Here is a 14,642-nt window from a genome sequence, read left to right on the forward strand (position 1 = left end):
CCTGTTATGGCCCTGCGACCCTGGAGTCCGATTCCGATCGTGGAGGCCGGGGAGCCACTGGTGGGGCTGCCGCCGCAGTTGTGGCGGCTGCAGCCCCATCCCTACGTCAGCCTCGGAGCGCCCTATGGGGCCCACGGGAATCCTTTCCAGCTGCGCAGCAGTGTGGTGGAGCGGCTACTCCAGGCCGAGCACGCCCTCCGGCAGGCCCAGCCCCAGTGCCGCCTGGCGATTTTTGATGCCTGGCGGCCCCTGGCCGTGCAGCGCTTCATGGTGCGCCATGCCGTGCTGCAGGAGTGCGCCCGTGCTGGTGTCAATCCCGATCAGCCCTCCCCTGTGCGCGACCGCGTGATCACCGAGGTGGGGCGCTTCTGGGCCCCGCCGAGTAACAATCCGGCGACACCGCCCCCCCACAGCACCGGGGCGGCTGTCGACCTCACCCTGGCGGATGTCTCAGGGATGCCGCTGGAGATGGGGGGCGAGATCGATGCGATTGGCCCTGTATCGGAGCCGGAGTTCTACGCGGAGGCAGCCCTGGCGGATCCCAACGGTGCTGAGGCCCTCTGGCATGGGCGTCGCCAACGCTTAGCCCGGGTGATGGCCGGAGCAGGCTTCGTGCAGCATCCCAACGAGTGGTGGCACTTCAGCTGGGGCGATCAACTCTGGGCCTGGCGCCGTAGCGAAGGGCAGGCCCGTTATGGCCGGATTGGCGAGGCCGCCAGCTCCCTGGCCAGCTGATCAGCCTGCTGGGCGGTCAGCAACTGCCGCAGGCGGGCGAGCACGGCTGGGCTCTGGTCGGCATAGGGCTGCAACTGTTGCTGAAACGCCGTTCGAATGCGCTCCGCATCGCAGGTGGTGCGATCGGGGTCGTAGACGGTGGGCCTGGAGGGGGCGGTTCCGGTTGGTGGCGGCCCTGGCTCAAGGCCACTGGGGTAAGCAGCGCCGAACCCAGGGCCACGGCGAGCAGGGGCCTGATCACCCAGCCCCCGCGCTGAGCCACTGCTGCACGGGGTGGCGGCCACTCTTGACCACGAAATCACCGAGGCTGCGGCGCCCTCCGGCGCTCTGCCAGGCCTGCAGCAGGGGCTCAAGCGTGGCTTCCAGGGCCTCCAGGGGCATCTTCTCGAGATAGGGCTCCGCCAGGCGGCTGAGGTTGGGGGTTCCACCCAGCCAGAGTTGGTATTGATCGACGCCGCTCCCCACCAGGCCGATCTCGGCCATGTAGGGGCGGGCGCAGCCGTTGGGGCAGCCGGTCATGCGCACCAAGACCGATTTGGTGATGCCGAGCCGTTGCATCAGCGCCTCGAGCCGCTCCAGCACCTCGGGCAGGATGCGCTCGGCTTCTGTCACCGCCAGGCCGCAAAGGGGCAGCGCCGGGCAGGCCAGGGCATGGCGCGCCAAGGGGGCGGGACTCTCGGGCGATTCAAAGCCGAGAGCCGCCAGCTCATCGCGCACGCTGGAGCGCTGGGCCACACCGATGTTGCAGAGCAGCAGGTCTTGGTTGGGGGTGAGGCGCACCTCGAGCTTGTAGGTGTCGATGATCCGGCGCAGGCCGCTCTTGACGGTGCCGGAGAGGCGGCCACAGAGCACAGGAAGGCCGACAAACCACAAGCCACGGCTTTGGCGGTGCCAGCCGAGGTAATCCTCGAGCTTGGCCTTGGGCTCCAGCCGCATGCCCTTGATCGGATGGGCGAAGTAACGGGCCTGCAGCTCCTGGCGGAACCAGGCGACACCACGGTCGTGGATCAGGTATTTCATGCGCGCATGACGGCGCTGCTCCCGGTCGCCATGGTCGCGTTGCAGCGCCACGATCGACTGGAGCAGATCCAGCACGTGTTCGGCGGCCACATAGCCCAGCGGGTCGGCCGTGCGGGCGAACGTTTCCTCTTTGTTGTGGGTGCGGCCCATGCCACCGCCCACGTACACGTTGCAGCCCTGGGGCTGGCCCTGGGCATCGCAGAACAGCACCAGGCCGATGTCCTGGGTGAGCAGGTCCACCGAGTTATCGCCGGGCACGGTGACAGCCACCTTGAACTTGCGCGGCAGATAGGTGTCGCCATAGAGGGGTTCAGCGGCGTCGCCGCTGAACACACGTCCGTCGTGCTGACGTGCCTTCACTTTGGTGACGGCAGCGCTGGGCTTGATCCGGTAGCTGAGCTCACCATCCACCCAGAGATCGAGGTAAGAGCCTTCCGCAGCCTGGGGGGCGAGCAGGTCGGCAATCTCGTCGGCCAGTTGGCGTGCCGCCGGGTAGCCGCCCTTCTCAAACGGTGCCGCCGGTGCCATCACATTGCGGTTGATGTCACCGCAGGCGGCCAGGGTGGAGCCGAGATGACGCACGATCGTGCCGATCACCTCCTTGAGGTTGTCCTTGCGGACGCCGTGCATCTGGAAGGCTTGGCGGGTGGTGGCCCGCAGGGTGCCGTTACCCAGGCGATCAGAGAGCTCGTCAATAGCGAGATAAAGCGGCGCCGGAACCCGCCCACCCGGGTTGCGCAGGCGCAACATCATCTGCCAGTCCTTGTCCTGGCCTTTGACGCGATGTTCGCGGTTGTCCTGTTGGTAACTGCCGTGGAACTTCAGGATCTGGACGGCGCTGTCCGTGAAGTTCGGGGCGTCGTTGCCAAGTTCGGTGAGCAGCGGTTCCTTCAGGTGACCGCTACCGGCCTTGAGCTGTTCAAATTTTGATGGGGCCTTGTCAGAAGAGGCCTTGGCATCGGAGCCGTGCATGACTTGGGGCATCGGGTCCTGACTCAAGGCTCGGCACGACACCGAAGTTAGCGAACAGCGTTCAATACAGTCGCGCTGTCTCGCCTGCCACCCGTGTCGACCTTTTTGCTCGAAATCGGCACTGAGGAACTTCCCGCCGACTTTGCCCGGCTGGCCTTGCCCCAGTTGGAGCAACTGGTGCGGAAGGATCTCGACGGGTTGAGGCTTCGCTTTGATGCAATCCGTTGCACCAGCACGCCGCGCCGCTTGGTGGTCACGGTGGCCGGGCTGCCGGAGCGCCAGCCGGATCTGAAGGAAGATCGCAAGGGCCCCCCTAAAGCCCAGGCCTGGAAGGAAGGCAAGCCCACGCCAGCGGCCCTGGGGTTTGCCAAACGCTGTGGCGTGGCCGCTGAAGCTCTGGAGATTCGCGACACCCCAAAAGGACCGTTTGTATTTGCCCGCTGCCGCGAGGTTGGGCGACCCGCAGCGGAGGTGCTGGCGGGCCAGATTCCGCAATGGATCGAAGCGCTCCAGGGGCGACGTTTCATGCGCTGGGGGGAGGGGGAGATCCGCTTCTCCAGGCCGGTGCGCTGGCTCGTGGCCCTGCTGGATGCCACTCCGCTCGCCGTGACCCTGCCTGGCAGCGACCCGCTGGTGGCGGCGGGCAACATCAGCCGGGGGCATCGCCTACACACCGATGCGGTGTCCATTCCCAATGCGGAGGGTTACGTAGCCGCTTTGGCGGCGGCCGGCGTGACTGTGGATCGCGGGCATCGCGGTGCCCTGATTCACCAGGCCGTCACCACGGCGGCGGCCGCCCAGGCTGCCGATGCGGATCTCCCCGAGGAGCTGTTTGATGAGCTGATCGATCTGGTCGAATCCCCATCGCTGCTGGAAGGCCAGTTCGATGCCCACTACCTGGCCCTGCCAGCCGAGGTGCTCAGCACCGTGATGCGGGCCCACCAGCGCTATGTGCCCCTCTATCGCCAAGGCCGCGCCAGCGATCCCCTGGCCCTCGATGCCCGCGACAGTCTGCTGCCCCGGTTCCTGTTCATCAGCAACGCGCTTCCCGAGGCGGCCGTCACCGTGGCCCGCGGCAATGAGCGGGTGCTGAAGGCTCGATTGGCTGACGCTGAGTTTTTTGTGCGGGCCGACAGGGCCGTGGCCAGCATCGATCGCCGTGATCAGCTCTCCCGCGTCACCTTCGCCGCAGGTCTCGGATCCCTGCTCGACCGCACCGAGCGTCTGGAGTGGTGCACCGACGTGCTGCTGGAGCAACTAGACCTGCCCGCCGGCTGTGGCGACCATGCCCGCCGTGCCGCCCATCTCTGCAAACACGATCTGGTGAGCCAGATGGTGGGGGAATTCCCCGAGCTGCAGGGTGTGATGGGCGGCAAATATCTGGTGGCGGAGGGGGAGCCCCGCGAGGTTGGCCTGGCCGTTTTGGAGCATTACCTGCCCCGCGGCGCCGCTGATGCCTTGCCCACTTCTGCTGCCGGGGCCGTGGTGGCCCTGGCTGAGCGGCTGGAGCTGCTGCTGAGCATCTACGCCAAGGGGGAGCGCCCCACAGGCTCCTCCGATCCCTATGCCCTGCGGCGGGCCGCCCAGGGGCTCCTGCAGATCCTCTGGGATCGCGGCTGGCGGCTCGATCTGCTGTCTCTGCTGCACCGCTCCGCCCTGCATTGGGCCCAGTTGCTGCCCCACTGCGGTGTCGATGGGGAGGCCCTGGCCGCTGAGCTGGCCGAATTCCTGCGCCAACGGCTGGTGAGCCTGCTCGAGGAGGAGGGCTTCGATAGCGACCTGGTGAAGGCTGCAGCGGGCTCCTCGGTGCCGCTGGGGCGGGTGCTCGGGGATCCTGAGGATGCCCGCCAACGGGTGGCTCTGTTGGCCGAGCTGAGGGAGCGGGGTGAGCTGGCCGCCGTGCAGGCGGTCGTGACCCGCGCTGCCCGCCTGGCGGAGCAGGCAGATCTCGGCACCACGGTGCTAAGCGCCGCAGGCGTGGTCCAACCGGCCCTGTTCGAGAAGTCGAGTGAGGTCGGCATGCTTGCAGTGCTCAACGAACTTGAGCCGATCGCTACACGCCCATCGAGCGACCGCTACGCACAGCTGGCTCGTGGTCTCTCAGCCGGATCGGATGCCCTGGCGGCCTTCTTTGACGGTGATCAGAGCGTCATGGTGCTGGCCGAGGATCCCGCGGTACGCGAAAACCGGCTCAATCTTTTGGCGGTGCTGCGCAATCAGGCCAACGTGCTGGCCGATTTCAGCCGCATCAGCGGTTGAGGGCCACAGACACCCTTGAGGGGCCGTAGGTCCTACTGGCCGGCCAGAACGGGTTCCCGCTCGGGCTCCTGATCGGCCTTGGTACTGGATGCCTGATCAGGCTTGCTGGCTTGGTTACGCACCTTGATGCCGCCCTTGATCGTGCTCACGGCAAGCATGGCGTTGACTTCAGCCTCATCCCGCACGGCGCTGTCGACAGGCTTGTAGCCCTGGGGCGCCAGAGCGTTGCCGCGAAGCACCGAACCCAGGGTGAGCAGGGTGAGCTTCAGTTGCTGCCAGGGATTCATCATCACCACCCGCTTGTAGAGGTAGCTGTCGAAAGTGAGGCGCTGCACGTCTTTGTCATCGCACATCTCCACGAAGGCTTCCCGGGCCGCATCGTTGCGGTAAAAGATGTTTTGCAGAAGCTCCAGCACCTTGTAGGTGGCGCCGTACTGGCGATCCCACTTCTTGAGGTACTTCTTGAGGTCTGCCTCGCTGGGCACCTTGGTGCCACCGGCGCTGGCCTCAACGATCTGCTCAGCGCACATCCGGCCACTCTTGGCTGCGAAGTAGATGCCTTCGCCCGAGCTCTTGGTCACATAGCCGGCGGCATCACCCACTAGGGCCATGCGGCCCACCACCCGCCGCGGGCGGGGATGCTCAGGAATCGGATGGGCTTCCACCTTGATCACTTCGCCGTTGACCAGGCGCTTCTTGGCCCGCTCACGGATGCCTTCCTGCAGGCTTTTGATCAGCCCCTGGTTCTGTTGCATCGTGCCGGTGCCCACGGCCACGTGGTCGTACTTGGGGAAGACCCAGGCGTAGAAATCGGGAGAGACGTCTGTGCCGACGTACATCTCGGCGAGGGTCTCGTAGTACTTCATCTCTTCGGGCGGGAGTTTGATCCGCTCCTGGAAGGCGATGGCCACGTTGTAGTCGCCGGCATCCATGGCCTTGGCCACGCGGCTGTTGGCGCCATCGGCGCCCACGATCAGATCCACTTCGAGGGTCTTGGTTTCGCCGGTGGCCTCACCTGAGGCGTAATCGGAGTAGGTGAGGGTGTACGGGCCCTGGCGGTTGGCGCCCGTGTCGATCTTGGTGACCAGACCGTTCACAAGGTGAGCGCCCAGATCAGCGGCGCGGTCGCGCAGGAAGGAGTCCATCACCTCCCGCCGACACATGCCGATGTACTCGTCAGCGTTATCGAGGTTGATGTCCACCTCCCGGTTGGAGGGAGAAATCATTTTCATGTTGCGGACCTTGCGGTCGATGATCGACTCCGGCAGGTCGAACTCGCTGACCATGCAGAGGGGAATCGCCCCGCCACAGGGCTTGGCATTGTCGAGCTTGCGCTCAAAGATCCAGGCTTTGATGCCGGCCTTGGCAAGCACTTCGGCCGCACAGGAACCACTGGGGCCGCCACCCACCACTGCCACACGCAACATCGGAAAACCGCTCCGCCAGGAAGGATGCGGCTGGGAAGCTAACACTGTTGAGCGGCCTGTTGATGGCCAATCCGCACGCCCCGCCTAGGATCTTTACTGCTCCCATTCCTAGGGCTGTTGATTGGTGCCAGGCAGGGGACCCGCGTGACCCGTCGCAATCCCCTTAGTAGCCCCAAGAGGCGCCCACCTGGCCAGGATGGGTTGTCCCAGGCAGGCGGCCTGGACGACATTCCTGTTGCGCACCGCTCTGCGCGCCAAGGAGCCCCGGCCAACCGGTGGCTCTTTCGGCTCACGGTGGCCACCGGGTCGCTCCTGCTGGGTTTGGTTGTGCTGCTGTTGTGGCGGCCCCAGCCCCTGCAGGGTCTGTTGGCGCCGCAGCCGGTCAAGGGCCTGAATGCCCGCACGGGCCCCGATGGGAGGCTGCTGGGCCATTTCCCCTATACGGAACTGCCCCCCTCCGACCAGGTGGCGGTGGCTCCAGGCCTGATGTTGCACCGAGACGCCGCCGCCGCCCTCTTGGCCATGCAGCGGGATGCGGCCAGCCGTGGGGTCGAGCTGGTGGTGCTGAGTGCCTTCCGCTCGATCACGCTCCAGAACGAACTGTTTTTCGACGTGAAATCCGAGCGCAATCAAAGTGCCCGCGAGCGGGCGATGGTCAGTGCTCCTCCAGGCTTTTCCGAGCACAGCACCGGCTATGCGGTCGATCTGGGTGACGGTCGCGCTCCGGCCACCAACCTCTCCCCCGCCTTCGACCAAACCGAGGCGTTTGCCTGGCTCCAAGCCCATGCGGCCCGATATCACTTCACGCTCTCCTTTCCCCGCGGCAACGCCCAGGGGGTGAGCTATGAGCCCTGGCACTGGCGCTTTGAAGGCAGCGCCGAGGCACTCCAGGTGTTTGAGCCGGCCCAGCGGTTGGCCCGCTGATGGTGCCCGTTCCCGAACTGCTTGCACCGGCGGGCAACTGGGAGGCGCTGCGGGCCGCGGTGGCCAACGGTGCCGATGCCGTTTATTTCGGTGTGGAGGCTTTCAACGCCCGCATGCGTGCGGCCAACTTTCGGCTCACCGAACTGGCGGAGGTGATGCACTGGCTGCACCAGCGCGGGGTCAAAGGTTTCCTCACTGTCAACGTGCTGGTGTTCAGCGACGAACTGGACGAAGCCGCCGCGTTGGTGCAGTCGGCTGCAGCGGCGGGGGTGGATGCGCTGATTGTTCAGGACATCGGCCTGGCCCGTCTGGCCCAAGCCGTGGCGCCGCAATTGGCAATCCATGGATCGACTCAGATGTCGATCACAAGCGCCGCCGGCGTGGCCCAGGCCGCCGCGCTGGGGTGTGAGCGGGTGGTGCTGGCCCGCGAGCTGACCCTCGCCGACCTGGGGCGTCTGCAGCACCAGCTTCAGCAGCGCCAGCTGGCCATGCCGCTGGAGGTTTTCGTGCACGGGGCCCTGTGCGTGGCCTATTCGGGCCAATGCCTCACCAGCGAAGCCCTCGGCCAGCGCAGTGCCAATCGGGGTGAATGCGCCCAGGCCTGCCGCCTGCCCTATCAGCTGATTGTGGATGGCGAGGAGCGCGACCTGCACGACCAGCGCTATCTGCTCTCACCCCAGGATCTGGCGGCCTGGGAGCTGCTGCCCCAACTCCAGGCGATCGGGATTGCCAGCCTCAAGATCGAGGGGCGCCTGAAGGACGCCAGCTACGTGGCGGCCGTCACCGATGCCTACCGCCAGAACCTCGATCGGCTCGCCGCGGGCAGCAACCCAGGCGCCATGCCCTCCGAGCAACGCCGCTCCCTGGAACTGAGCTTCTCGCGGGGGCTCTCCACCGGTTGGTTGGCGGGCATCAACCACCGGGCCCTGGTGCATGGCTGTTGGAGCAAGAAGCGGGGGCCCCGGATCGGCATGCTCGAGCACTGGGATCCCCAGGGGGGATGGTGGATCGTGGACACCCGCGAGGCCCTCAAGCCCGGCGATGGGCTCGTGTTTGAAGCTGCTGGTGCCGCACCACTGGAGGCCCCGTTGGAGGTGGGGGGCCGGGTGATGGCGGTGCAGCAGCGGCCGGGCCAGCGCCTGGCGATTCGGCTGGGGCCTGGCCGGGTCGACGGCCTTGGCTTCCGGCCCGGCAGCCCCTGCTGGCTCACCAGTGACCCCAGCCTGGAGCGCCATTGGCAGCGGCTGGCCAGCCAGACAGTGCCGGAGCGAAGCCGGCTGCTGCACATTCAAGTGAGCGGTCAGGTGGGTCAACCCCTCGAGGTGCGGGTGCTCACAGCCGAGGGCCTGCCGCCCGATTGCACCGGCTGCCTCGTGCTGCGCTCTGCCTCAGCGCTGCAGCCCTCCACCGGTCAGCCTCTCAACCGGGAGCGTCTTGAGGCCCAGCTTGGCCGGCTCGGCGGCACCTGTTGGACCCTGCAGGGCCTGGAGCTCGCGCTCGATGGCGATCTGTTTCTGCCCATGGCCCAGCTCAACCAGCTGCGGCGTGAGCTGGTGGATCAGCTGGCGGCGCTGGAGCGCAATCCCGGGCTGGCTGGATCGGGCGAGCCGTCTGAACCCTGCGCCGATCTCAAGTCTGTTCTGCAGCAGCTGGCTGCCGTCGAGCCGCGCGAAATAACTCCGGCGGGTGTGGATCAAGGCCCCGCGTTGATTGTTCTGGTTCGCACGCTGGAGCAGCTGCGAGCCCTGCGAGATCAACCGGTGGCGGCGGTGATCGCCGACCTCGACCAACCCGCTGAGCTGCGGGAGGCAGTGGCGATCGGCCGGGGCTGCTGGCCCCAGGGCATCTGGCTTGCGGGTCCGCGCATCACCCGACCGGATGAACGCTGGACGCTCGAGCCGCTGCTGCGGGCTCGCCCCGATGGCTACCTGGTGCGCAATGCCGATCAATTGGAAGCCCTCACACCCCTGGCCCCCTGCAGCGGTGACTTTTCTCTGAACGTTGCCAATCCGCTCACCGCGGCTTGGTTTCTTGAACGCTGGGGCCTGCAGCGGATCACCGCCAGCTACGACCTGGATCTGCCGCAGTTGTTGGCTTTGCTCCAGGGCTGCCCACCTGAGCGGGTGGAGGTGACGGTGCATCAGCACATGCCCCTGTTTCACATGGAGCATTGCCTGTTCTGCGCCTTCCTTTCGGAGGGCCACGACCACACCGATTGCGGTCGCCCATGTGAGCAGCACACCGTGGTGCTGCGGGATCGCAGCGGCAGCGAGCACCCCCTGCTGGCCGATCTCGGTTGCCGCAACACGCTGTTTAACGGCAAAGCCCAAACTGCCGCCGAGGCCCTCCCCCAGCTGCAGCGTGGCGGAGTGCGCCACCTGCGACTCGAACTGCTGCAGGAATCGTCGGCCCAAGCCCGTCAGCGGGTCGAGCAATACGCCGCTGCGCTGCGCGGCGAGATCAGCGGCCGCAGCCTGTGGCAGCGGGAGCAGCTCGACAGCCGCCTCGGTGTGACCCGCGGCAGCCTCAGAAGCGGCAAGGGCGTGGGATAGAGTTGAGAGCTGGCTTCGAGTCTTCGTAAACGTTCCGCATCCCGTTCCGTCTACATAAACTTCAAGTCAACGTACTTAAAACGTACGGCCATCAAGTACTCAGTAGGACCTTATTTATATGAGCGGCGCACACACAGGCACGCCCATTCGCAACATTGCGATCATCGCCCACGTTGACCACGGCAAAACCACGCTGGTGGATGCCCTGCTCACCCAGTCGGGCATTTTCCGCGAAGGAGAGGCGGTTCCCACCTGTGTGATGGACTCCAATGATCTGGAGCGCGAACGCGGCATCACCATTCTGTCGAAGAACACGGCTGTTGATTACGACGGGATTCGCATCAACATCGTCGACACCCCTGGCCACGCCGACTTTGGCGGTGAGGTGGAGCGGGTGCTGGGCATGGTGGATGGCTGTCTGCTGATCGTGGATGCCAACGAGGGCCCGATGCCCCAGACCCGTTTTGTGCTCAAGAAGGCTCTGGAGAAGGGCCTGCGGCCGATCGTGTTCGTCAACAAGATTGACCGGGCTCGGGTCGACCCTGAGGTAGCGGTCGACAAGGTGCTTGATCTGTTCCTGGAACTGGGCGCCGACGACGACCAGTGCGATTTCCCCTACCTGTTTGGTAGTGGCATGGGCGGCTACGCCAAGCCAGACATGAAAACCGAAAGCGACAACATGTTGCCGCTGTTCGAAGCCATCCTGCGGCACGTTCCGCCGCCGGTCGGGGATCCCGAGAAGCCCCTGCAACTGCAGGTGACCACTCTCGATTACTCGGATTTTCTCGGCCGGATCATGATCGGCCGCATCCACAACGGCACGATCAAGGCTGGCCAGCCCGCCGCCCTGATCCGCGATGACGGCAGCATCAAACGTAGCCGCATCAGCAAACTGCTCGGCTTCCAGGGCCTGCAGCGCGTCGAGATTGAAGAAGCGCGCGCTGGCGACCTGGTGGCCGTGGCCGGCTTTGACGAGGTGAACATCGGCGAGACGATCGCCTGCCCGGATCACCCAGAAGCCCTGCCCCTGATCCGGGTGGATGAACCCACCCTGCAGATGACCTTTGTCATCAACGACTCTCCTTTTGCCGGCAAGGAAGGCAAGTTTGTGACCAGCCGCCAGGTGCGTGATCGCCTGCAGAAAGAGCTGCTCACCAACGTGGCGCTGCGGGTCGAAGACACCGATTCACCCGACCGCTGGGCCGTCAGCGGCCGCGGTGAGCTGCACCTCGGCATCCTGATCGAAACGATGCGCCGCGAGGGCTACGAGTTCCAGGTGTCCCAGCCCCAGGTGATCTTCCGCACCATCGACGGCACCCCTTCCGAGCCCTACGAAACCCTGGTGCTCGATGTGCCGGAGGAGTCGGTGGGCGCCTGCATCGAAAAGCTCGGCGTGCGCAAGGCCGAGATGCAGAACATGGAGAACACCAACGACGGCCGCACCCAGCTGGAGTTTGTAGTGCCGGCCCGCGGCCTGATCGGCTTCCGCGGCGAGTTCATCCGCGCCACACGGGGTGAGGGGATCATGAGCCACTCCTTCCTCGATTACCGCCCGATGCAGGGCGACATGGACAACCGTCGCAACGGTGTGCTCATTGCGTTTGAAGAGGGTACCGCCACCTTCTATGCACTCAAGGGTGCGGAAGACCGGGGCCAGTTTTTCATCACGCCAGGCACCAAGGTGTACAAGGGGATGATCGTGGGAGAGCACAACCGTCCGCCCGACCTCGAACTCAACGTCTGCAAGGCCAAGCAGGTAACAAACATCCGCTCCGCAGGCGCTGAGGTGCTCGACACTCTGCAGGCTCCGATCCAGATGACCCTGGAGCGGGCCCTCGAGTACATCGGACCTGACGAGATGTTGGAGGTCACCCCTGAATCGATCCGTCTGCGCAAACTGCCGTCCAAAAAGGCAGCCAAGCGCTGATCGGTGCCCCTCGACCTCGAAGAACAGGCGTTGATGGCCGATCCGCGTCTCGCGGAGGCCATCGCCCTGTTCAATGCCAGCGACTGGTACGCCTGCCACGACGGCTTTGAAGCCCTCTGGCATGAGACGGCGGGAGCCATGCGGCCTGTGCTCCAGGGCATCCTGCAGATCGCCGTGGCAGAGCTGCACCTCGATCGCGGCAACCTGCGGGGAGCCACGATCCTCATGGGCGAAGGGCTGGGCAGGCTGCAGGGCGTTGCAGATGGGGCGCTGGGTCTGAACCTCACTCCCCTGCGGGAGTGCGCCAGCCAGCGGCTGCGGGCCCTGCAGGAGGAGCGCTCGCTGGAGGGGCTTGAGTGGCCGAGATTGCTTGCGGCGCAAGCGCAGCACTGCTCTGTAGATTGATGCAAGAGCCTCTTGGGCCCCAGCTGTTGCTCGTATCCCTTCTGCGCCCGTGGCCCCTCCCGGGGGTGGCCCGCCTGATGGCGTGCCTCGCCGGCGCGACCTTGGCTGCGTCCGCGGCAGCTGCCGATCTTCCGCCCAGCGCCCCTGGGGTCATCACCCCCACCAGCGGTCTGGTCACGATCGAGTCCGACCTGCAGAAAGCCGACAACAGCACCGGCGTCGTGACTGCCACGGGCAACGTGCGCATCGTCTATCCGGATCAACGGGTTGTAGCAACCGCACGCCAGGCGCAATATTTCAGCCGCGAGGGGCGGGTGGTGCTCAGCGGCGATGTCGATGTGGTGCAGGACACCGGTCACAGCATCCGGGCTGAGCGCCTGGTGGTTTTGGTGGAGCGGGAGCGGATCGTGGCTGAACCAGCGCCAGGCGACCAGGTGATCACCCACTACCGACTCAATGCCCCGCAGCCGAAGCCGGGTTCCCAGCCATGAGCCTGGAGTTGGTTGATGTGGTGCTGGCCATCAGCGGCCGGTTGTTGGTGAACCATGTGTCCCTGCAGCTCGAGCCCGGTGAGGTGGTAGGCCTGCTGGGCCCCAACGGCGCCGGCAAGACCACCACCTTCGGACTGGTCACAGGTCTGCTGCGTCCAGATTCCGGCCGGGTGTCCTTGGATGGCCTGGAAATTGAACAGTTGCCGATGCCCCAACGGGCCCGGCTCGGCATCGGCTACCTCCCCCAGGAGCCAAGCGTGTTTCGTCAGTTGAGCGTGCGTGACAACCTCAGCCTGGCCTTGCAGGAAAGTGGCACTCCGGTTGACCTGCGTCGCGATCGCCTTGAGGGCTTGATTGAAGATTTCCACCTCACGGCCTTTCAGCACCGCAAGGGCTACCAGCTCTCCGGTGGAGAGCGCCGCCGCTGTGAGGTGGCCCGGGCCCTGGCGGTGGGGGTGGAAGGTCCGCGCTACCTCCTGCTCGATGAGCCCTTCGCCGGGGTCGACCCGATCGCCGTGTCAGATCTGCAGCAGTTGATCGACCAGCTGCGGAACCGGGGGATGGGTCTGTTGATCACCGACCACAACGTGCGTGAGACCCTGGCCATCACCGATCGGGCCTACATCCTCTCCGAAGGTTCCATCCTGGCTTCGGGCAGCTCCGAAGAGGTGGGATCCGACCCCTTGGTGCGTCGTCATTATCTCGGCGAGTCATTCCGTCTATGAGCTGGACCCTTCGCTTCCGCCGCCAGCTGTTGCGTCCCTGGGGCCGGCTGCCCCTGATCGACCGCTGGCTGCTGTCTGAGTTGATCGGCCCGCTGGTGTTTGGCATCGCGGCCTTCACAGCGGTCTCCCTGTCGGTGGGAGCGGTGTTTGAACTGGTGCGGCGGGTGGCCGAATCCGGTCTGCCCCTCGACGTGGCGCTGCGGGTGCTGCTGCTTGAGCTGCCGTCGTTTCTGGTGCTCTCCTTCCCGATGGCCACCCTGATGGCCACCCTGCTCACCTACTTCAAGCTCTCGGGCAACAGTGAGCTGACCGCCCTGCGCAGCGTGGGGGTGGCCACCTGGCGGATGGTGATGCCGGCGGTGGCCGTCGCTCTGGTGATGACCCTGCTCACCTTCACGTTCAACGAGGCCATCGTGCCGCGCACCCTGCTGGAGGCCAAAAACACCCTCAACCGCGCCATCGGAAGGGCGGTGGCCGGGGAGCAGAAGGACAACGTGATGTTCTCCAAATACGGGGAGATTCAGGCTGCGGATGGCAGCACCGAGCGGGGCCTGACCCATTTCTTCTATGCCCAGCGCTTCAACAAAGGCGTGATGGAGCGGGTCACCCTGCTCGATCTGTCGCGGCAGGATCAACGGGTGCTGCTCAGTGCCGATCGGGCCCGTTGGAGCGAGCCCGATGCCCAGTGGGAATTCCTTGATGGCCATGTGTTTGGTGTTACCGAGGGATCGAACAGCTCCACAACGTCAGCGGATTTCGACCGCTACCTCTACCCGCTCGGTAGTCAGCCCTTGCAGGTGGCCAAGCTGCCCAAGGATTCCAACTCCATGACGATCGGTCAGGCCCGGACCGCCGAACGGCTGCTGCGCGAGGCCAGTGATCTGCAGGGCGCCCGCAAGCTGAGGGTGCGGATTCAGGAGAAATTCGCCTTCCCCGCCGTGTGTCTGGTCTTTGGCTTGATCGGCAGCAGTCTGGGGGTGCGACCCCACTCACGCCGAAGCCGCAGCCAGGGGTTTGGGCTCAGTGTGCTGTTGATCTTCGGCTACTACCTCGTGGCCTTCGTGTTCAGTTCCCTAGGGGTAAAGGGCATCCTCATGCCTTATTTCTCAGCCTGGCTGCCCGTGGTGATTGGTCTGGGTGCCGGCATGTATCTGTTGCGCCAGGCCAGCCGCTGAGGTTGCCGGTGATTCGCCAAACTGGGCACT

12 protein-coding genes are annotated in these 14,642 nt (G+C 65.5%); 9 read left to right on the forward strand and 3 right to left on the reverse strand.

Features of this window, described 5'->3' with window-relative positions; all coding sequences use genetic code 11:
- The first annotated feature begins 6 nt into the window (after nucleotides 1-6).
- Nucleotides 7-735, forward strand: a complete 729-nt coding sequence (locus KBY70_RS02930; protein WP_254987313.1) for a M15 family metallopeptidase — start codon at nucleotides 7-9, stop codon at nucleotides 733-735.
- On the opposite strand, the gene KBY70_RS02935 is transcribed toward KBY70_RS02930, so the two are convergent.
- Entirely contained in the window at nucleotides 693-1,019 is a 327-nt protein-coding gene (locus tag KBY70_RS02935) for a hypothetical protein (RefSeq protein ID WP_143592839.1), read from the reverse strand. The two genes, KBY70_RS02930 and KBY70_RS02935, sit on opposite strands and share 43 nt — an antisense overlap.
- A complete protein-coding gene (sir, locus tag KBY70_RS02940; RefSeq protein ID WP_254987314.1) occupies nucleotides 973-2,727 on the reverse strand; it encodes a sulfite reductase, ferredoxin dependent in 1,755 nt (584 codons plus the stop codon). The genes KBY70_RS02935 and sir overlap by 47 nt, the downstream gene beginning before the upstream one ends.
- Nucleotides 2,728-2,820: 93 nt before the next feature.
- On the opposite strand from sir, the gene glyS reads away from it, so the two are divergent.
- Nucleotides 2,821-4,986: a glycine--tRNA ligase subunit beta gene (glyS, locus tag KBY70_RS02945; protein ID WP_254987315.1), complete on the forward strand. Its 2,166-nt coding sequence runs from the start codon at nucleotides 2,821-2,823 to the stop codon at nucleotides 4,984-4,986.
- 32 nt (nucleotides 4,987-5,018) lie between these two features.
- On the opposite strand, the gene chlP is transcribed toward glyS, so the two are convergent.
- Complete coding sequence (gene chlP / locus KBY70_RS02950; protein WP_254987316.1) at nucleotides 5,019-6,413, reverse strand: geranylgeranyl reductase; 1,395 nt, start codon at nucleotides 6,411-6,413, stop codon at nucleotides 5,019-5,021.
- A 294-nt stretch (nucleotides 6,414-6,707) separates the two neighbouring features.
- Between chlP and KBY70_RS02955 the strand changes: the two genes are divergently transcribed.
- The 7 genes from KBY70_RS02955 (at nucleotide 6,708) to KBY70_RS02985 (ending at nucleotide 14,612) form a co-directional block, all read left to right on the forward strand.
- Nucleotides 6,708-7,337 (forward strand): D-alanyl-D-alanine carboxypeptidase family protein, encoded by a 630-nt coding sequence (locus tag KBY70_RS02955; protein ID WP_254987317.1) that lies wholly within the window; start codon nucleotides 6,708-6,710, stop codon nucleotides 7,335-7,337.
- On the forward strand, nucleotides 7,337-9,889 hold the full coding sequence (locus KBY70_RS02960; protein ID WP_254987318.1) for a U32 family peptidase: 2,553 nt from the start codon (nucleotides 7,337-7,339) through the stop codon (nucleotides 9,887-9,889). Before KBY70_RS02955 ends, KBY70_RS02960 begins: the two co-directional genes overlap by 1 nt.
- A gap of 118 nt (nucleotides 9,890-10,007) precedes the next feature.
- Nucleotides 10,008-11,816 (forward strand): translational GTPase TypA, encoded by a 1,809-nt coding sequence (gene typA / locus KBY70_RS02965; RefSeq protein WP_254987319.1) that lies wholly within the window; start codon nucleotides 10,008-10,010, stop codon nucleotides 11,814-11,816.
- Between the two features lie 3 nt (nucleotides 11,817-11,819).
- Entirely contained in the window at nucleotides 11,820-12,221 is a 402-nt protein-coding gene (locus KBY70_RS02970; protein WP_409996008.1) for a DUF309 domain-containing protein, read from the forward strand.
- 77 nt (nucleotides 12,222-12,298) lie between these two features.
- Nucleotides 12,299-12,712, forward strand: a complete 414-nt coding sequence (locus tag KBY70_RS02975) for an LptA/OstA family protein (RefSeq protein ID WP_254987320.1) — start codon at nucleotides 12,299-12,301, stop codon at nucleotides 12,710-12,712.
- A complete protein-coding gene (gene lptB / locus KBY70_RS02980) occupies nucleotides 12,709-13,437 on the forward strand; it encodes an LPS export ABC transporter ATP-binding protein (protein WP_254987321.1) in 729 nt (242 codons plus the stop codon). The genes KBY70_RS02975 and lptB overlap by 4 nt, the downstream gene beginning before the upstream one ends.
- Complete coding sequence (locus KBY70_RS02985) at nucleotides 13,434-14,612, forward strand: LptF/LptG family permease (RefSeq protein ID WP_254987322.1); 1,179 nt, start codon at nucleotides 13,434-13,436, stop codon at nucleotides 14,610-14,612. The genes lptB and KBY70_RS02985 overlap by 4 nt, the downstream gene beginning before the upstream one ends.
- Nucleotides 14,613-14,642: the final 30 nt, after the last annotated feature.

The sequence above is a fragment of the Cyanobium sp. ATX 6E8 genome (assembly GCF_024346335.1).
GTDB lineage: Bacteria > Cyanobacteriota > Cyanobacteriia > PCC-6307 > Cyanobiaceae > Cyanobium_A.

What these genes read in the sequence shown, in the direction of transcription:
- KBY70_RS02960 (WP_254987318.1), top strand. Translation starts at nt 7,337, where the DNA reads ATGGTGCCCGTTCCCGAACTGCTTGCACCGGCGGGCAACTGGGAGGCG.
- lptB (WP_254987321.1), top strand. Translation starts at nt 12,709, where the DNA reads ATGAGCCTGGAGTTGGTTGATGTGGTGCTGGCCATCAGCGGCCGGTTG.
- typA (WP_254987319.1), top strand. Translation starts at nt 10,008, where the DNA reads ATGAGCGGCGCACACACAGGCACGCCCATTCGCAACATTGCGATCATC.
- KBY70_RS02985 (WP_254987322.1), top strand. Translation starts at nt 13,434, where the DNA reads ATGAGCTGGACCCTTCGCTTCCGCCGCCAGCTGTTGCGTCCCTGGGGC.
- KBY70_RS02975 (WP_254987320.1), top strand. Translation starts at nt 12,299, where the DNA reads ATGGCGTGCCTCGCCGGCGCGACCTTGGCTGCGTCCGCGGCAGCTGCC.
- sir (WP_254987314.1), bottom strand. Translation starts at nt 2,727, where the DNA reads ATGCACGGCTCCGATGCCAAGGCCTCTTCTGACAAGGCCCCATCAAAA.
- KBY70_RS02930 (WP_254987313.1), top strand. Translation starts at nt 7, where the DNA reads ATGGCCCTGCGACCCTGGAGTCCGATTCCGATCGTGGAGGCCGGGGAG.
- chlP (WP_254987316.1), bottom strand. Translation starts at nt 6,413, where the DNA reads ATGTTGCGTGTGGCAGTGGTGGGTGGCGGCCCCAGTGGTTCCTGTGCG.